This window comes from Dactylosporangium sp. NPDC050588 (assembly GCF_040654975.1).
Classification (GTDB): domain Bacteria; phylum Actinomycetota; class Actinomycetes; order Mycobacteriales; family Micromonosporaceae; genus Dactylosporangium; species Dactylosporangium maewongense.
Genome location: NZ_JBFAJA010000043.1, coordinates 74,338 through 92,369 on the forward strand (window position 1 = coordinate 74,338; position 18,032 = coordinate 92,369).

Below are 18,032 nucleotides of genomic sequence, written 5' to 3' on the forward strand. Positions count from 1 at the left end.
CGCAAGCTCCTCCATGTCGCCGTGTTCAGGTGTACGGCGTACACCTGCTGCACCGAAGGTAGGGTGTACGGCGTACACCAGTCAAGAGGCGATATCGTCGACGGCTGCGGAAGGGACGGGTGATCGGGTTGACGCGACAGGTCTCAGCGACGGCTCGTGCGCCGCTGACCAGGGACCGGGTGCTGCGCGCCGCGGTCGCCCTCGCCGATGAGACCGGCATCGACGCGCTCAGCATGCGCAAGCTCGCCCAGGTGCTCGGCGTCGTGCCGATGGCGCTCTACAAGCACGTCGCCAACAAGGAGGAGCTCCTCGACGGCATGCTCGACGTGGTCGTCGGCGAGATCGACCCGCCGGCCGCGGCCGCCGGGGACTGGCGCGACGCCGTCCGGCAGCGGATCCTGTCCGCCCGCCGGGCCCTGCTGCGCCACCCGTGGGCGTCGCGCGTGCTGGAGTCCCGCACCGCCCCCACCCCGGTGGTCATGCAGTACATGGACTCGATGATCGGCATGTTCCGCACCGGCGGGCTGTCCGTGGACCTCACCCACCACGTGATGCACGCGATGGGCAGCCGCATCCTGGGCTTCTCGCAGGAGCTGTTCGCCACGCCCCCGTCCGAGGTGGCGCCGCCCGACCCCGAGACCGCCCGGCAGATGGCGGCCCGGTTCCCGTACATCAGCGAAATCACGACCAGGATAGCCCATGACGACGCGTCGGTGGTCGGCAGCGGCTGCGACGACCAGTTCGAGTTCGAGTTCTCGCTCGACCTGCTCCTGGACGGCTTCGAGCAGCTCCGCCGGCGCGGCTGGACCTCCCGCCCTTGACCCCTGCACCGACAATCGGGCTCATGCCTGAGTTCGGCAGTGACGTCGTGCAGTCCCTGATCGCGGCGGGCCGTCCCTGGCCCATGTCCGGCGGACCGGTCGACGCGGGCGCGCTCCTGTGGGCCGCCGAGGGGGGCGCCGGGGAGTCGGCAGCCACGCACCAGGCGCTGCGGCGGCTACGGAAGATACCCGGCTGGGGCGGGCCGCCACCCGAGTCCGTGGACGACCCGTTGGTGCGGGACTTCGACGCCGCCGACCCCGTGACGCTGCTGCTGCGGGAGGCGGACCACCTCGCCGGCGCACAGCGCGTGACAAGGAGCGAGCGGCCGCCGGCGCAATGGCGGGAGTCGGCGGTGTCGGGACTGCGCGCGGCCCTCGACGAGGCGCGGGAGGCCGGTGTCGCGCACGTCGGCCGGGTGCACGTGCTGGCGGGCGTGTTGCGGTCCCCCGGCGCGGCGACGCACGGCCTGCCCGCGGACCCGGCCGACCGCGCCGAGCTGGCCGCCGTGATCCGGGCCGACCCGTGCTGGCGCGAGCCCGGGCGCCCGAACCGGCCGGCCGTGGCCATGCTCGAAGGACACCGTGAGCTGGCCGACCGCGCCGGCTTCGCGGGCTGGCGGGACCGCCGGTTCCGGCTTGAGCACCGGCAGCGCGACCGCTACGGCACGGGGACGGCCAGCATTCTGCTGTGGGAGGCGATGCGTCAGGCGGCCCGCCTCGGCGACGGCCCCGTCACCTCCGCGCATCTGCTGCTCGGCGCCGCCGGCATGGCCGCGCAGCTCCGGGCCGCGGACCTGCACCTCAGGCCGGCCGTCCAGCCGTTCAACGCCGCCCTCGACGTCCTCGCCACCCACGGCGTGACCCTCGACCGCGCCGTCGCGGCGATGCCGGACGCGCGGGTGGCCGACTTGGCCGTCGTGCCGCACGGGCGGGCGCAGCTCGTCATCCGGTTCCCCGGGCCGGGCTGGACCGCGGAGGCCGTCGACGCCGTCGACCGGGCCGTCGCCCTGGCCCGCGACGCCGGGCACGACGAGACCGGGTCGTCGCACCTGACGGTCGCGGCCCTCGACGCGGACGGGACCGCGGCGCGGCTGGTGCGGGCGCTCGGCGCCGACCCCGGCGACGTCCGCGACGACGTGGCGCGGACGCTGCCGTAGCCGCGTATGTGACACCGCGCCCTCGCCGGGGAGACGCGCCGATCGGTTCCCGGCGAAGGCGCGGTGGCTCTAGCCCTTGACCGAGCCCGTGAGGCCGCCGACGATGTGCCGTTCGGCGAACACGAAGAAGCCGATCGCGGGGATCATCGACGCCGCGGTGTAGGCGAGGATGCGGGCGGTGTCCTGGGAGTACTGCGACTGGAACGCGGCGACGCCGAGGGGCAGCGTGAAGTTGCCCGGGTCGCTGAGCACCAGCAGCGGCAGCAGGTAGGCGTTCCAGCTGGTGACGAACGCGAGGATCGCCACCGTCGTCAGCGCGGGCCGGCTCAGCGGGATCAGGATCCGCCAGAAGAAGCCGAGCCGCCCCGCACCGTCCATCGCCGCCGCGTCCTCCAGCTCGCCGGGGATCGCGGCCATGAACGGGCGCAGGATGACGATGGTGATCGGCAGCGCGAACGCGGCCTGCGGCAGCGCCACCCCGAGCGGGTTCTCCAGCAGGTCCAGCTCCCGCAGCAGCAGGTACAGCGGCAGCGCCGCCGCCGTGAGCGGGAACAGCAGACCCAGCGTGAAGAGCGTGTAGAGCGACTCGCGGCCGGCGAACGTGTAGCGGGACAGCGCGAACGCCGCCATCGCCCCGACGGCCACCGCGAGCAGCGTGGTGATCACGGAGATCAGCGCGCTGTTGTACATGGCCTGCCAGAACACGTCGGAGGTCAGCACCTCGCCGTAGTTGCTGAAGTTCCAGGGGTCGGGCCAGCCGGACGGGTTGTTGTTGATCTGCGCGTTGGTGCGGAAGCCGCCGATGATGGTGAACAGCAGCGGCACGACGGTCACACCGACGACCAGCACCACGATCAGGTAGGTGAGGGGTGTCCCCACGGACGACCGCTTGTTCATCACCGCACCCCCCGCGTCAGTGCGCCCTGGATGTCGCGGCGCAGTGCGAAGCGCTGGTACAGCAGCGCGAAGATGAAGCACACCACGAAGAGCACGACGGCGACGGCGCTGCCGAACCCGAACTCGTAGCGGGTGAAGCCGTGGTCGAGCAGGTAGGTGGCCATGGTCGCCGAGGCGCTTGCGGGGCCGCCCAGCGTCATGATCCAGACCAGGTCGAACAGCTGCAGCGACCCGATGACGGACAGGAAGATCCAGATCCGGATGGTGGGGCCGAGCAGCGGCAGCACGATGTGGCGGGTGGTCTCCCACGCGGACGCGCCGTCGGTCGAGGCGGCCTCGCGTAGCTCGGCGGGGATGCTCTGCAGCCCGGCGAGCAGCAGGATGACGCCGAAGCCGATGTACTTCCAGGTGATGACCACGAAGAGCGTGTAGAGCACCAGGTCGCCGTTGGCGAGCCATTCCTGGACCAGGCCGCCCAGCCCCGCGGATTTCAGCAGCTGGTCGACGAAGCCGCCGGGCTGCAGCATGAGCAGCCACACGACCGCGGTGATGGCCTCGGACAGCACGTACGGCGCGAAGACCACCAGCCGCAGCACCGTCCGTCCGCGGATCTTGCGGTTGAGCAGCAGCGCCAGCCCGATCGACAGGGGCAGTTGGATGACCACCGACAACCCGGCGATGATCAGGTTGTGCCAGAGGGCGGTCCGGAAGACCTCGTCCTCCAGGACCCGCTTGTAGTTCTCCAGTCCGTATGGGGTGCGCGGGCTGAAGCCGGTCCATTTGTAGAAGCTGTAGTAGACGGCGACCGCAATCGGCAGCAGCACGAACCCGACGAACAGCACCAGCGCCGGGGTCAGCAGCAGCGCAAGCTCGAGGCGGGTCCCGAGACGCCCCGGCCGGCCTTCCGTTGCGGTGTCGTGACTGCGGAGACGGTCACTTGTTCGCGACCGCCTTGTTGAAGGCGTCGACGATGCCCTGCGGGGAGCCCTTGCCGGCGAAGAAGTCGGCGACGGCGTCGTTGAGGGCCTGCCCGACGCTGGTGGGCAGTGCCTGGTCGAAGTACGTCTGGATGTACGGGGCCTTGTTCAGGTACTCCTGCACGGTCTTGAGCGTGGGGTCCTGGATGGCCGAGATCGCCCCCGGGTTCGCCGGGAGACTGATCGTGTTGCTCTGCACCAGCTTCGTCTGGACGGGCACGCTGGCGAGGTACTTGAGGAAGTCGGCGCACGCGGGGCCGGCCTTGACGGCGCACGAGTAGCCGTCACCGCCGCCGAGCGCGGTGCCCGGGGTGCCCTTGCCGCCGGAGACCGTCGGGAAGGCGAACCAGCCGAGCTTCTTGGCGTACTCCTTGTCCTCGGTCAGCGGGATCATCGTGGGCAGCTCCCAGTCGCCCTGCAGCTCCATCGCGGCCTTGCCGTTGGCGACCAGGCCGGCCGAGCTGCCGGCGCCCTGCTGGGCGGGGGTGCCGAGGAACGCGTCCTGGAAGGGCTTGGTGTCCAGGAACGCCTTGAGGTCCTCGCCGGCCTTGACCCAGCACGGGTCGTCCATCTTCAGGTTCTTCACGGTGTTCTTCACCGTGTCCAGGGAGCACTCCCGGATCGCGAAGTAGGACCACCAGAACGCGTCGGGCCACTTGTCCTTGCCGCCGAGGGCGATCGGGGCGATGCCCTTCGCCTTCAGCTTGACGACGGCGGCGTTGAGCTCTTCCATCGTGGTCGGCGGCGCGGTGATGCCGGCCTGCTGGAACAGGTCCGTGCGGTACCAGAAGCCGACGACGTGCAGGCCGAACGGCACGCCGTACTGCTTGCCCTCGACCGCCCAGCCGGTCGCGCCGGCGCCGAGCTCCTTGATCCAGCTCGACGTCGCGTCGGTGATGTCCATGATCTTGCCGGACTGCACCTGGGTGGCCAGCGCGCCGCCACCCCACTGCTGGAAGATGCTCGGCGGGTTCGGCGACTGCAACGCCACCGAGATCTTGGTCTTCAATGCCTCGTTCTGTGCCGGTTCGACCTTGAACGACACGTTCGGGTGATCTGCGTGGTACTGGTCCGCGATCGACTGCCACACGCCCTTGCCGGGGTCCTGGGCACCGTTGTGCCACCAGGTCAAGGTCGTGGCGGCATTCGGGTCACTGCTCGATCCGGGTTCATCGTCGCCGCATGCGGTCAGGGAGGGCACGGCCATCGCGAACGCGACGGCGATCGTGGCCAGCCTCCGTGGGGTGCTCAGGCGGACGTTCAAAGTGATCATCTCCTGACGGGGGCGAGCCGAGCCGAAGGGCTCGGCCCTCGATGACCGCAGAGTCTCCGCCTTGAAAACCAGACTTGTCAATCGTTGTTGATATCGTTATCGGAAGTTACGCTGCCGTCGTGAAGCCCAGTTCTCGAATCACGATCCGGGACGTCGCCGCCACGGCCGGCGTCTCGGTGGCGACGGTGTCCAAGGTCCTCAACGCCCGCTACGGGGTGTCGGCCGCGACCAGCGCACACGTCCAATCCGTCATCCGCGAGCTGGGCTACGAGGCGAGCCTCGTGGCGCAGAGCCTGCGCAACCACAAGACCAACGTGATCGGCATCCTCGTCGCCGACCTGGAGCCGTTCAGCACCGAGCTGCTCAAGGGCGCCGCGAAGGCGATCAAGGGCACCGGCTACGAGCTGGTCGTCTACTCCGCCGGCGGGCGCACCGGCGACCAGGCGGGCTGGGAGCAGCGCTACCTGTCCCGGCTGTCCGGCACCCTCATCGACGGCGCGGTCCTGGTCACCCCGACCGTGGTCGACGTCGACTACGGCACCGCGGTCGTGGCCGTCGACCCGCACGCGGGCCCGACCGGGCTGCCGACCGTCGACTCCGACAACCTCAACGGCGGCCGGCTCGCCGCCGAGCACCTGCTCGGGCACGGCCACCGCCGCATCGCGATGATCACCGGCCGCCCCGACCTGGAGTCGTCCAGGCTGCGCGAGCAGGGCTTCCGCGACGCGATGCGCGACGCCGGCGTGCCCGTCGACCCGGACCTGATCGAGGTCGGCGACTACGACCCGGACTCGTCCGCGGCGGCGGCCCGGCTGCTGCTCGGCCGCCCCGACCGGCCCACCGCCATCTTCGGCGCCAACGACGTCTCCGCGATCGCCGCGGTCGAGGTCGCCGCGTCGATGGGGCTACGGGTCCCCGGCGACCTGTCGGTGGTCGGCTTCGACAACGTCCCCGAGGCCGCCCTGGCCAGCCCGGCCCTCACCACCGTCGACCAGCCGATCCACGCCATGGGCCACCACGCGATCGAGCTGCTGATCAAGCTCATCCACGGCGAGGAGGTCGACGCGACCCACCTCAGGCTCCCGACCCGCCTCGTCGTGCGGCAGTCGACCCGCGCCCTCTGAAACTTTCAGCGTCGCGCAACGCCGCGCGTCACCCTGCCCCGAACGACATTGGAGTCACGAGCGTGACACTCGACAGCGGCGTCTCGTCGCCAACCACAGGCGGAACCTGGCGGGACACCACGGCGCCCGCGTCCGCACGCGTGGCCGACCTGATGACCCGGATGACCTTGCGCGAGAAGGTGGCGCAGATGTACGGCGCCTGGCTCGACGTCGACGACACCGCCGGGGAGGTCGCCCCGCACCAGCACGAGCAGACCCCCGACCCGATCGAGTGGGCCGACCTCATCCCGCACGGGCTGGGCCAGATCACCCGCGCCTACGGCACGACCCCGATCGCGCCCGCGGACGGCGCCCAGCGGGTCGCGCACCTGCAGCGCGAGATCGTCGCGGCCGGCCGCTTCGGCATCCCCGCGATCGTGCACGAGGAGTGCCTGACCGGCCTCGCCGCCTGGCAGGCGACCATCTACCCGGCGCCGCTGTCGTGGGGCGCGAGCTTCGACCCCGCGCTCGTCGAGGCGATGGCCGCCCGGATCGGCCGCACCATGCACCGCCTCGGCATCCAGCAGGGCCTCGCCCCCGTCCTGGACGTCGTGCGCGACCTGCGCTGGGGCCGGGTCGAGGAGACCATCGGCGAGGACCCGCACCTCGTCGGGCTGATCGGCGCCGCGTACGTGCGCGGCCTGGAGTCCGCCGGGGTCGTCGCGACCCTCAAGCACTTCGCCGGCTACTCCGCGTCCCGCGCCGGGCGCAACCTCGCGCCGGTGTCCGTCGGGCCGCGGGAGCTCGCCGACGTGCTGCTGCCACCGTTCGAGATGGCGCTGCGCGCCGGCGCCCGCTCGGTCATGAACAGCTACACCGACGTCGACGGCGTCCCCGTCGCCGCCGACGAGGCCCTGCTCACCGACCTGCTCCGCGGCCGGCTCCGCTTCGACGGCACCGTCGTGTCCGACTACTTCTCCGTCGCGTTCCTGCAGACGCTGCACGGCGTCGCCGGGTCCCGCGCCGACGCCGCCGCGCTCGCGCTGCGCGCCGGGATCGACGTCGAGCTGCCCGGCGCCAACTGCTTCGGCGCGCCGCTGCTGGACGCCGTCGAGGCCGGCGACGTCGACGAGGCCCTCATCGACCGCGCCGTCACCCGCATCCTGCTGCAGAAGTGCGCGCTCGGCCTGCTCGACCCCTCGTGGGACCCGTCGCCGCCGGCCCTGGCCGACTCCACGGTGGACATCGACGGCCCCGAGGACCGGGACCTGGCCAGGCGCCTCGCCGAGCGCTCGATCGTCCTGCTGCGCAACGAACCCGTCGGCGGCACGCCGGCGCTGCCGCTGCGCCCCGGCACCCGGCTCGCCGTCGTCGGGCCCGGCGCCGCCTCCTCAGGCGCGATGCTCGGCTGCTACTCGTTCCCCCGCCACGTCCTCGCCCACCACCCCGACGTCCCCGCCGGGGTGGTCATCCCGTCGGTCCTCGACGCGCTGCGCGCGGACCACGACGTCACCTACGCGATCGGCTGCCCGGTGACCGGCGGCGACGACGAGCAGATCGCCGCCGCGGCCACGGCCGCCGCGGCCGCCGACGTCTGCGTCGCGGTCCTCGGCGACCTGTCCGGGTTGTTCGGCGGCGGCACCTCCGGCGAGGGCTGCGACGCGAGCGACCTGCGGCTGCCCGGCCGGCAGGAGGAGCTGCTCGAGGCGCTCCTCGCCACCGGCACCCCGGTCGTGCTCGTGCTGCTGGTCGGCCGGCCCTACGAGCTGTCCCGGCAGGTCGACCGGCTCGCCGCCGCGGTGTGCGGGTTCTTCCCCGGCGAGGAGGGCGCCGCCGCGATCGCCGGTGTCCTCAGTGGACGGATCGACCCGTCGGGGCGGCTGCCGGTCAGCTTCCCGGGCGCCGGCGGCAGCCAGCCGTCGACGTACCTCGCCGCGCCGCTCGCCCGGCGCAGCGGCGTCAGCAGCGTCGACCCGACGGCGCTGTTCCCGTTCGGCCACGGCCTGTCGTACACGGCGGCCTCCTGGGGCGAGGTCACCTCGGCGCCGGCCGGGGGCTGGCCGACCGACGGCACCGTCGAGTTGTCGGTGCCGGTGGGCAACGACGGCGACCGCGACACGAGCACCGTCGTCCAGGTGTACCTGCACGACCCGGTCGCCGAGGTCGCCCGCCCGGAGCGGCAGCTGATCGCGACGGCCCGGGTCGACCTGGCCCCCGGCGAGCGCCGCACGGTCGTCTTCGGCCTGCACGCGGACCTGCTGTCCTACACGGGCCGCGACGGCCGGCGCCTGGTCGAGCCGGGCGACGTGGAGCTGCGGGTCGCCCGCTCCAGCGAGGACGTCCACGCCGCCGTGCGCATCCCCGTCGTCGGCCCGCGCCGGACCGTCGGCACCGACCGCCACCTGCAGCCGTCCGTCACGATCGCCTGACGCCCGCACGTCGAAGGGCGGGACCCGGCTCGCGGGTCCCGCCCTTCTTCATCCGGCTAAACGGACGCGCAGGCGGTGCCGTTCAACGTGAACGCGGACGGCTTGCCGGTGTTGCCGGTGTGGTTGGCCTGGAAGCCGAACGACGCCGACCCGCCCGGCGGGATCGCCGCGTTGTAGGTGACGTTCCGCGCCGTCACCGCGCCGGAGGCCGGTGTGACGGTCGCGTTCCAGGCCGACGTGACAGCCTGGCCCGCCGGCAGGGTGAACCCGAGGGTCCAACCGTTGACGGCGGTGCTGCCCGCGTTGGTGACGGTGACGGCCGCGGTGAGCCCCGTGTTCCAGGAGTTCACGGTGTACGAGACGCGGCAGCCTCCGGCCGGCGGGTTCGACGGCTGACCCGACGGCGACGACGACGGGCTCGACGGCGGGGTGCTCGACGGCGGCGGGTTGGTGCCGTTGAGCCCGAAGAACGCGATGACCATCGCCGCCTGGCCGGCGAGCGGCACGTTGTGCCCGACGCCGGCGAGGCTGATCGCCTCGACCGGGGCCATGGTGCCGGCGTTGCCGTAGCGGGTGCGGGTCCAGCCGGACTGCGGCTGGTCGGTGAGCACCGGCGTCGGGCTCACCCCGAGCACGTTGGTCCACTGCTCGATCTCCTCCCCGAAGTTCGGGTAGGCGAGCGTCGTGTCGTTGGTGCCGTGGAAGACCTGCATCCGCGGCCGCGGCCCGGTGTACCCGGGGTAGGCGGCCCGGACCAGATCACCCCACTGCTGCGCGGTCTTGTTCAGCTGGCCGCTGGAACAGGTGCTGTTCCACGACGAGCCGTCCGTGGTGGCGAAGCACCCGAACGGCACACCCGCGAACGCGGCGCCCGCCTTGAACACGTCGGGGTAGTCGCCGAGCAGCACGTTGGTCATCATCGCGCCGGACGACGCGCCCGTCACGAACACCCGGTCCGGGTCGCCGTTGTTGTGCTGCAGCACGTACGTGACCATCGACATGATGCCGACCGGGTCGCTGCCGCCGCCCCGCCGCAGCGCCTGCGGCGACGACACGTCGAAGCAGTTGCCGCTGCGGGTCGCCGACGGGTACACGACGATGAACCCGTACCGGTCGGCCAGCGAGGCGAACTCGGTGCCGGAGTAGAACGCCGGACCCGACCCCGTGCAGTAGTGCACCGCCACCAGCACCGCCGGGCGGGCGGCGACGGTGTTCGGCACGTACAGGTGCATCCGCAGGTTCGTGGGGTTGGTGCCGAAGTTCGTCACCTCGGTGAGGGTGGCGGCCGACGCCGGCACCGCGAACCACGCGATGCCGGCGACGGCGAGGACCACAGCGGCCGCGGCCGCTCTGATCAGACGCATTGCCGGGCCTCCTCAGCTCGCGGCGCAGGTCGGGCTGAGCGTGCCCGCGGTGCCGGTGGCCTGCAGCCCGAACTCCGTGTACTGCCCGGCGGCAAGGCTGCCGTTGTAGGACACGTTGCTCCACGTGTTGCCGGACCTGGTGGTGCTCCAGGAGTTCGTGACGGTGGCCCCGCTCGGCAGCGCCATCGTGACGGCCCAGGCGTTGGTGCCGTTCGCGCCGGCGGTGACCCGGACGGTCGCGACGAACCCGCCCTGCCACTGGTTGACCGACACCGTCGCCGTGCAGCCGCCCGACGGGATCGGCGGCTGGCTGCTGCTGCTGCTCACCGGCGGCGTGCTGGGCGGCGTGCTCGTCGGGTTGCCGCCGCCGAGCGCGGCGAGCGTCGCGGTGTAGGCGGCCTTCTTGTTGCCGTTGCCGTCGAAGAGCAGCGGCGTGCCCGACGCCCGCCACGAGTCGCTGTCCCGGATGCCCCACACGGTGATGCCCGTGCACCGGCTCACGTTGAGGCACGCCTGCGTGACCTTGCGGAAGTTCTCGGCCTGGGTGCTGCCGGACCCCTCGATGTCCAGCTCGGTGATCTGCACGTCGACGCCGAGCGCCGCGAAGCGCTGCAGGTTCGCCTGGTAGTCCGACGGCACCGGGCTCGCGCTGTTGAAGTGCGACTGGAAGCCGACGCAGTCGATCGGCACGCCGCGGGACTTGAAGTCCTGCACCATCGCGTAGACGGCGTTGGACTTCGCGTTCTGCCCGTCGGTGTTGTAGTCGTTGTAGCAGAGCTTCGCGCCCGGGTCGGCGGCCCGCGCGGTGCGGAACGCGACCTCGATCCAGTCGTTGCCGGTGCGCTGCAGGTTCGAGTCGCGCCGCCCGCCGCCACCCCCGTCGGCGAACGCCTCGTTCACCACGTCCCACGCGTAGATCTTGCCCTTGTAGTGGGTGGCGACCTGCGTGACGTGGTTGACCATCGCGTTGCGCAGCGCGGTGCCCGACAGGTTCTGCGCCCAGCCCGGCTGCTGCTGGTGCCACGCCAGCGCGTGCCCGCGCACCCGCTGGTTGTGCGCCTGGGCGTGCGACACGATCTGGTCCGCGGAGCCGTAGGAGAACGAGCCCTGGGACGGCTCGGTCGCGTCCCACTTCATCTCGTTCTCCGGCGTCACCATGTTGAACTCGCGATCCAGGATGCCGGAGTACACGGAGTCGCTGAGCTTGTAGGCGGCGACGGCAGTACCGAAGTAGCGGCCCTGCTCGGCGGCGGCGGCACCGAGCGTGGACGCGGCGGCGTCGGCGGTCGCCGCGATGCCCAGCGTCACGACGACGGCCACGGCGCCCGCCCCGGCGACGCCCAGCTTGCGTTTCAGGTCCATTCGAGAAGCCCTTCGTTTCGAAACATTGTCTGGCGGTGACCCGATCAGCATCACCGAATCCCGCTGGCCGTCAGCCGCCTTCGGAGCGGAATTCCCGTAATGACCGGGCATGCCCTGCGTACGCGCTCCGACCTGCCGAGTTTCGAAAAACTCGGACTGAAACTTTCATTGATCAGCGCCGAAGTTCCTGATTCCCTTTACGGAGTCGTATCGCGGAAAGGACGTCGGGAATGGTGCGGTTACGGTTCGAGGGGCACCGCGACGCGGCCGGTCTGCTGACCGTCGGGCAGCGCAACATCGCGAAGTGGCTCCTCGACGCGCCGCACGCGCCGGCCGCGGTCCTCGCGCAGTCCTTCGACGTCCCGCCGGGCTCCACTGTGGATGACGTCGCCGCGTGCTTCGAGGTGCTGCTGTGCCGGCACGAGGGGCTGCGCAGCACCTACCTCCTGGGCGACCCGGGCTCGCAGCGCGTCCTCGCCGCGGGGTCGCTGCCGCTCCTCCTCTCGGATGCGGCCGATCTCGTCGGCCTGCTCCGAGCCGCGCCGTTCGACCTCGCGGCGGCGCCGCCGGTCCGCTTCGGGGTGACCGTCCAGAATGGATCGGTGGTGGCGGCAGCCGTCGTCGTGTCGCACATCGTCGCCGACTTCCAGGCGCTCGCGATCCTCGCGGCCGAGTTCGACTCGCTGATCCGCGACCCCGCCGCCCGGGTCCTCGGCGCGCCCCTTTCGCAGCCGCTCGACCGGGCCGCGCTGGAGCAGCGGCCCGCCCGTGCGCGGCGCATGGAGCAGGCGCTGCGGCACTGGGAGCGGGCGCTGCGGGTCGCGCCGGCCCACCCGTACACCGGACCCCGGAGCACACCGTCGACCGGCTCCGGCGCGTGGGGCATCTCCTCCCCCACCGCTGCCGCCGCCCTCGCGCACATCGCCGCCCGCACCGGCGCCAGCCGCCCGTCGATCGTGCTCGCCGCGTTCTGCGCGCTGCTGTCCCTGCGCACCGGCGACACCACCTGCCGCTTCGTCACGCTCTCGGCGAACCGCTTCGAGTCCGACCTGCTCCGCTACGTCGGCACCCTCGCCCAGGCCACGTTCCTCAGCATCGACGCGGCCGCCCCGACCTTCGACACCCTGGTCAGCCGCTGCTTCGGCGCCACCCTCCAGGCCGGCCTGCACGGCGCCTACGACGTGTACCGCCAGCACGAGCGCTCCGCCCGCCTGGCCGCCGAACGGGGCATCGCCCCCGCCTTCGAGCCCGTCTTCAACAGCGTCGTCATGGACGCCGCGCCCGCTGCCGGAGCCCTGCCCGACATCGCCTCGGCCCCCGCCACCGAGACCCAGTGGGTCGACCTGCCACCCACCGACGTCCTGCTGCGCATCGACCTCGGCAGCGTCGAGGACAGCATGGTCGCCCGCCTCTGGACCGGCGACACCGGCCGCGTCACCCCCGCCGAGGCCCGCGCGCTCCTGCTCGCGCTCGAACGCCTCATCGTCGCCGCCGCCCCCGCCGACCTGCCGAACCCCGCCGTCGTGGCCGCCCTGGCCCTCCAGCCACTCGACCGCCCGCCTGGCTGGCTCCTCGTCGACCACTGCTGGGTCGACCTCGCGGAGATCCAGGCCCTCCTCGACACCGCCCTGTCCCCCGCCCCGTCCCGCGTCTTCGCCTCGGCGGACGGCGAGTCGCTGGTGGCGTATGTCGCGGTCGTCCCCGGCGGCCCCACCACCCCGGAGGACGCCCACCGCCGATGCCTGGCAGCACTCCCCGGCCGCCACGCCGCAATGACCCCCCGCCACTACGTCATGTGCGCCCATCCCCCGTCCGACCCCACCACCCTGCCCGCCTGGCAGTCCGCCCCGCGCCTCTCCTCAGGCCCCGGCCGCCCCTTCTCCCCCACTCCGACGCGGGCCTTGACTCAGGCCGCAACAGGCTAAACTACGGACAGCACTTGACGGCGTACGCCTCTAGCGATCAATTAGGTGAGCTCCTGTAAGGTGCTTATCAAGCGGAGCAAGCGCAACCGGAACCGCCGCGCCACCCCACGACGCCGCTTGGACCACGCCCTGCCGCCCTTCAACCGGACCCGTCCCCCGCCGACCCGGGTGCGCCTGGTTACGGGCCAGCCGGTGGAACGGCACACCCGGGTCGTCCGCGATCGTCATGCCGGCCATTGTGAATCAGACGTCGACGTCGATCTGGATGGTGCCGGTGTCGACGTCGCAGACCTCGGCGGTGTCGCCGGTCAGGTGGAAGTCGACGTTGTACGGGTGGCCGGCGCCGCCGCCGTCGGTGAGGGTCAGGTTGGCGAAGCCGGTGCCGTCGTCGGTGTGCTGGGAGGAGACGAGCTTCGTCTTCCACGGGCGGGCGAGGTCGGTGAAGTCGGCGCGGAGCTCGTCGGCGGTGGGCGGGGCCGCGCCGGCGGCGGCGCACCAGTGGGACGCCGCGGCGGTGTAGTCGGCGCGCTCCAGCTCGCCGAAGAGCTGCTCGACGGCGAGCCTGATGCGCTTGCCGTCGCCGTAGTCGAACGGGTCGGTGGAGAAGCCGCACGCCGTGAGGGTGAGGGTGAGGCAGGCGGTGGCCGTGAGCCTGCGCGTCAGCGTCATGGGCGTCACGGTAGGCGCCGGCGGGCCGCCGGACCGTCGCGCCGCCGACACCCGCCGTGCGTCGCGCGTCACCACCACCAAGAGACCACCGAGAGACCACCGAGAGACCACCGAGAGGCCACGAGAGGCCACGGGCAGGGCATGATCGGGGGGTGCGGGCCGATGACGTGGTGGAGCTGGGCCGGACCGGGTTGCGGGTGAGCCGCCTCGGGCTGGGGCTCGCGTCGCTCGGTGGGCTGTTCGCGCCGGTGCGCGACGAGGAGGCGGTGGCGACCGTCGACCGGGCCTGGGAGCTGGGGATCCGGCTGTTCGACACGGCGCCGGTATACGGGTACGGCCGCTCGGAGACGCGGTCGGGGGCGGCACTGCGGGAGCGCCCGCGCGACGAGTTCGTGCTGTGCACCAAGGTCGGCCGGCTGATCGAGCCCGGCGGTCCGGACACGCAGGACATCTGGGCGGACCCGCCGCCCGGGGTCGGGCCGCGGCTGGACTTCGGCTACCGGGCGGTGCGGCGATCCGTCGACGACAGCCTGGAGCGGCTCGGGCTCGACCGGGTCGACGTGCTGCACATCCACGACCCCGACCTCGACTATCCGGTGGCGCTCGGCGAGGCGTACCGGGCGCTCGCGGACCTGCGCGACGCCGGCGTGATCCGGGCGGTGTCGCTCGGCGTCAACCACGCGGACGTCGCGGCGCGGTTCCTGCGGGAGGCGCCTGGGCCGGGGCCGGACTGCGTGCTGCTCGCCGGGCGGTACACGCTGCTGGACCAGTCGGGCCTGGCCGACCTGCTGCCGTTGTGCGCGCGACAGGGGGTGGCGGTGCTCGCGGCGGGCGTGTTCCAGGCCGGGCTGTTCGCCGAGCCGAGGACCGGGGCGGCGTACGGCTACCCGGACGTCCCCGCGGCGCTGCTCGACCGGGTCAGGGCGGTCCGCGAGGTGTGCGCCGCGCACGGCGTGCCGCCGCTGGCGGCGGCGATCCAGTTCGCGTTCGGGCATCCGGCGGTCGCGGCGGTGGTCGTCGGCGCGAGGACGCCGGAGGAGATCGCCGGCAGCGCCGGGCTCCTGGCGCATCCGGTGCCGCCGCGGCTGTGGGGGTCGCTCAAGGCGGCGGGGCTGCTGCCGGACGGCGCGCCTACGCCTGCGGGGCGGTGACGCAGACGCCGTCGAGCATGAGGTCGATGGAGCGCGTCGCGGCGTCGGGGCCGGCGGCCTCCACCACCCCCTCGACCATCGTGCACAGCAGCGCCAGGTCCGCCGGGGTGAGGTCGGACCGGACCAGGCCGGCCTGCTGGGCGCTGCGCAGCGGCGCCGTGAGCGTGGTGATCATGCGTTGCTGGTACCGGTCGCGCGTCTGCCGATCGAGCCGCCGCACGTGCAGGACCAGGGGACGCATCGCGATCTGCGTGCGCAGCAGCTCGGCCAGCACGTCCCGGAACGCGGCCGGGCGGTCGGCCCTCGCCGCCACGAACGCCTCGAGGCGGGCCAGCTCGTGCGCGACGACCGCGGCGGTCAGCGCCTGCCGGTCGGGGAAGTGCCGGTAGAGGGTCGCCTGGCCGACGCCGGCCCGCCGGGCGATCTCCGGCATCAGCACCGTCGTGTGCCGGCCCAACATCAGCTCGGTGGCGGCCTCGACGATCGCTGAGCGGTTGCGCTGCGCGTCCCGGCGGCGCGGCGTCTGTACGCCGTACAACACGGCCCCCACCCCCTCAAAACCGGCACAGCGACCCCTCATGTTACCGACTAGTAACGATAATGTCATGAACTTCAAATTCTCGGTACCCGCTTCTACGCTCCCGCCACCGAGGCAGCCGCCCCTGCCTGTCCCCCGCCCGATGAAGGAGGGCGCATGGCGAAGCGCCGAACATCCCTGCCCGTCTGCCTGCTGTCCGTGCTCGCCGCCGCCGTCCTGACCGCGGCGGCCCCCGCCCCCGCGACCGCCGCACCGGCCGCCGCCACCGCGCAGACCGCGGCGGTCGCCACCACCGGGTTCCGGTTCGTCGACATCACCGGCGCCGGCGGCGTGGTCCTCAAGGCCAACGTGATCGCCCCGTCCGCCGCCGGCCGCTACCCGGCGATCGTGTTCCCCGCCAGCTGGGGGCTCAACGACCTCGAGTACATCGCCCAGGCGAAGGCCTTCGCGGGCCGTGGATACGTCGTCGTCTCCTACACCCCGCGCGGCTGGTGGGCCTCCGGCGGCGAGATCGACACCGCCGGGCCGAAGGACATGGCCGACCTGTCGGCCGTCATCGACTGGACGATCGCCAACACCGCCGCCGACCCGGCCCGGATCGGTGCCGGCGGCATCTCGTACGGCGCCGGCATCAGCCTGCTCGGCTCGGCCTTCGACCGCCGGATCCGCGCCGTCGTGGCGATGAGCGGATGGACGGACCTGGTCTACTCGCTGTACGGCGACCAGACCCGCCACCAGCAGTCGGCCGGGCTGCTGCAGCTCGCCGCCGCCCTGCTCGGCAACGCCGGTCCTGACCTCACCGGCAAGCTCGGCGACTTCAACGCCAACCGCAACGTCGCCCAGATCATGGAGTGGGCCGGCGTACGGTCCGCGGCGACCTACCTCGACGCGATCAACGCCAGCCGCCCGGCGGTCCTCATCGCCAACTCGTGGGGCGACTCCATCTTCCCGCCCAACCAGCTCGCCGACTTCTACGGCCGGCTCGCCGGGCCGAAGCGGCTCGAGCTGCGCCCCGGCGACCACGCGATCGCCGAGCTCACCGGCGTCGCCGGCCTGCCCAACGACGTGTGGAACAGCGCGTCGCGCTGGTTCGACCAGTACCTGGCGGGCGTCGCCACCGGCATCGACCAGGAGCCGGGCGTGCTCGTGAAGCCGCACAACGCCGCCACCGAGTCCTACTCCGCCTGGTCCTCCTTCAGCGGGAGTCCTCGCCGGTACGGCCTGGGCCAGATCCGCTGGTGGGACGGCACCGGCCTGCTCGGGGGCAACCCGTCCTCCGGCTGGAGCAAGACCCTGCCGGGCGACCTGAACACGACCGCCGACGGCGGGGTCGTCCTGCTCACCAACGGCGCCGCCGCGCTCACCGGGATCCTGCCGCAGATCTGGCTGCCGTCCGTCGACCGGCTCCGCGCCGGCGTCTGGGCGTCGGACCGCCCGTCGACCGCGGCCCGGATCCGCGGCATCCCCCGCGTCCACCTGAACCTGACGGGCACCGCGGCGCAGGGCACGGTCGTCGCGTACCTGTACGACCTGGACGGCCTCGGCAACGCGAAGCTCATCACGCACGCCCCGGCGACCTGGCTCGGCACCGCGACCGGCAGCCGCAGCCTGGACTTCTCGCTGTCGGCGACGGCGTACGACGTGCCGGCGGGCCACTCGCTGACCCTCGTCATCGACACGACCGACCCGCTGTACTACGACGCCAACACCCTCGGCTCCACGGCCACCGTCGCCGGCGGATCCTATGTGGACGTCCCGCTGCGCTGACGGCGCCGGTTCGTCAGGTGCCGGCGGCGCGACCCTCGTCGGCGCTCCACAGTGGACCGCCGGGCACGCCGGGCAGGCGTTGCTGCTCAACGGCTCCGGCCAGTACGCGGACACGGGCCGGGCGGTGCTGCCGACGACCGGCAACTACACGGTCGCCGCCTGGGTGCGCCTGGACGCGGCCGGGGCGTTCCGGACCGTCGTCAGCCAGGACGGCGCCACGAGCAGCGCGTTCTTCCTCCAGTACAGCGGCGCCGACAAGACCTTCGCGATGAGTTTGGCCGACCGGCGCGCACTCGCCCCGTTCACCCCGGTCACGGGCCGCTGGTATCACCTCGCCGGGGTGCGGGACGCCGACGCCGGGCACCTGAGCCTCTACGTCGACGGCGTCCTCGCCCGGCAGATCGACGCGTGCGCCGCGGACGCCGCGACCGGCCCGCTCGTCATCGGCCGGGCCCGGTGGGGCGGCGCCCCGGTCGACTACTGGGCGGGCGCGGTCGACGACGTCCGCGCCTACGACCGCGCCCTCACCGCCGCCCAGGTCAAAGCCCTGGTGTAGCACCGCACGGGACTTCGTGTCGGACCGGTGACGGCCTGGGTGG

Annotated in this window: 15 protein-coding genes; 8 read left to right on the top strand and 7 right to left on the bottom strand. The window is 72.6% G+C overall.

Annotated features, from left to right (window positions below):
• Positions 1 to 128 precede the first annotated feature (128 nt).
• Both AB0I21_RS28350 and AB0I21_RS28355 read left to right on the top strand, forming a co-directional pair.
• On the top strand, positions 129 to 821 hold the full coding sequence (locus tag AB0I21_RS28350; RefSeq protein WP_360565635.1) for a TetR/AcrR family transcriptional regulator C-terminal domain-containing protein: 693 nt from the start codon (positions 129 to 131) through the stop codon (positions 819 to 821).
• A gap of 23 nt (positions 822 to 844) precedes the next feature.
• Positions 845 to 1,978 (top strand): Clp protease N-terminal domain-containing protein, encoded by a 1,134-nt coding sequence (locus tag AB0I21_RS28355; protein WP_360565637.1) that lies wholly within the window; start codon positions 845 to 847, stop codon positions 1,976 to 1,978.
• A 69-nt stretch (positions 1,979 to 2,047) separates the two neighbouring features.
• Here the strand turns inward: AB0I21_RS28355 and AB0I21_RS28360 are convergent, their stop codons facing one another.
• From AB0I21_RS28360 to AB0I21_RS28370, 3 genes are all read right to left on the bottom strand, one after another.
• Positions 2,048 to 2,875 carry a carbohydrate ABC transporter permease gene (locus AB0I21_RS28360; protein ID WP_360565638.1) on the bottom strand — a complete coding sequence of 276 codons (828 nt, stop codon included), beginning with the start codon at positions 2,873 to 2,875 and terminating at the stop codon, positions 2,048 to 2,050.
• Complete coding sequence (locus AB0I21_RS28365) at positions 2,875 to 3,717, bottom strand: sugar ABC transporter permease (protein WP_360565640.1); 843 nt, start codon at positions 3,715 to 3,717, stop codon at positions 2,875 to 2,877. The genes AB0I21_RS28360 and AB0I21_RS28365 overlap by 1 nt, the downstream gene beginning before the upstream one ends.
• A gap of 91 nt (positions 3,718 to 3,808) precedes the next feature.
• Complete coding sequence (locus AB0I21_RS28370; protein ID WP_360565642.1) at positions 3,809 to 5,125, bottom strand: extracellular solute-binding protein; 1,317 nt, start codon at positions 5,123 to 5,125, stop codon at positions 3,809 to 3,811.
• Positions 5,126 to 5,244: 119 nt separating this feature from the next.
• On the opposite strand from AB0I21_RS28370, the gene AB0I21_RS28375 reads away from it, so the two are divergent.
• Together AB0I21_RS28375 and AB0I21_RS28380 are read left to right on the top strand one after the other, a co-directional pair.
• A complete protein-coding gene (locus AB0I21_RS28375) occupies positions 5,245 to 6,249 on the top strand; it encodes a LacI family DNA-binding transcriptional regulator (RefSeq protein ID WP_360565644.1) in 1,005 nt (334 codons plus the stop codon).
• A gap of 161 nt (positions 6,250 to 6,410) precedes the next feature.
• Positions 6,411 to 8,657, top strand: coding sequence for a glycoside hydrolase family 3 N-terminal domain-containing protein (locus AB0I21_RS28380; RefSeq protein ID WP_360565646.1), 2,247 nt, complete (start codon positions 6,411 to 6,413; stop codon positions 8,655 to 8,657).
• Between the two features lie 56 nt (positions 8,658 to 8,713).
• Here the strand turns inward: AB0I21_RS28380 and AB0I21_RS28385 are convergent, their stop codons facing one another.
• A complete protein-coding gene (locus AB0I21_RS28385; RefSeq protein ID WP_360565648.1) occupies positions 8,714 to 10,021 on the bottom strand; it encodes a PHB depolymerase family esterase in 1,308 nt (435 codons plus the stop codon).
• 12 nt (positions 10,022 to 10,033) lie between these two features.
• A complete protein-coding gene (locus AB0I21_RS28390) occupies positions 10,034 to 11,383 on the bottom strand; it encodes an endo-1,4-beta-xylanase (RefSeq protein WP_360565650.1) in 1,350 nt (449 codons plus the stop codon).
• A gap of 230 nt (positions 11,384 to 11,613) precedes the next feature.
• On the opposite strand from AB0I21_RS28390, the gene AB0I21_RS28395 reads away from it, so the two are divergent.
• Positions 11,614 to 13,308, top strand: a complete 1,695-nt coding sequence (locus AB0I21_RS28395; RefSeq protein ID WP_360565652.1) for a condensation domain-containing protein — start codon at positions 11,614 to 11,616, stop codon at positions 13,306 to 13,308.
• A 243-nt stretch (positions 13,309 to 13,551) separates the two neighbouring features.
• Here the strand turns inward: AB0I21_RS28395 and AB0I21_RS28400 are convergent, their stop codons facing one another.
• A complete protein-coding gene (locus AB0I21_RS28400) occupies positions 13,552 to 13,977 on the bottom strand; it encodes a hypothetical protein (protein ID WP_360565654.1) in 426 nt (141 codons plus the stop codon).
• 152 nt (positions 13,978 to 14,129) lie between these two features.
• On the opposite strand from AB0I21_RS28400, the gene AB0I21_RS28405 reads away from it, so the two are divergent.
• Positions 14,130 to 15,128, top strand: coding sequence for an aldo/keto reductase (locus AB0I21_RS28405; RefSeq protein WP_360565656.1), 999 nt, complete (start codon positions 14,130 to 14,132; stop codon positions 15,126 to 15,128).
• Here AB0I21_RS28405 and AB0I21_RS28410 read toward each other — a convergent pair.
• On the bottom strand, positions 15,109 to 15,669 hold the full coding sequence (locus AB0I21_RS28410) for a helix-turn-helix domain-containing protein (RefSeq protein ID WP_360565657.1): 561 nt from the start codon (positions 15,667 to 15,669) through the stop codon (positions 15,109 to 15,111). The genes AB0I21_RS28405 and AB0I21_RS28410 overlap by 20 nt on opposite strands.
• Before the next feature lie 153 nt (positions 15,670 to 15,822).
• Here AB0I21_RS28410 and AB0I21_RS28415 point away from each other — a divergent pair, with 153 nt between their 5' ends.
• Positions 15,823 to 17,433 (top strand): CocE/NonD family hydrolase, encoded by a 1,611-nt coding sequence (locus AB0I21_RS28415; RefSeq protein WP_360565659.1) that lies wholly within the window; start codon positions 15,823 to 15,825, stop codon positions 17,431 to 17,433.
• Positions 17,411 to 17,989 (top strand): LamG domain-containing protein, encoded by a 579-nt coding sequence (locus tag AB0I21_RS28420; protein ID WP_360565661.1) that lies wholly within the window; start codon positions 17,411 to 17,413, stop codon positions 17,987 to 17,989. Before AB0I21_RS28415 ends, AB0I21_RS28420 begins: the two co-directional genes overlap by 23 nt.
• Positions 17,990 to 18,032 lie beyond the last annotated feature (43 nt).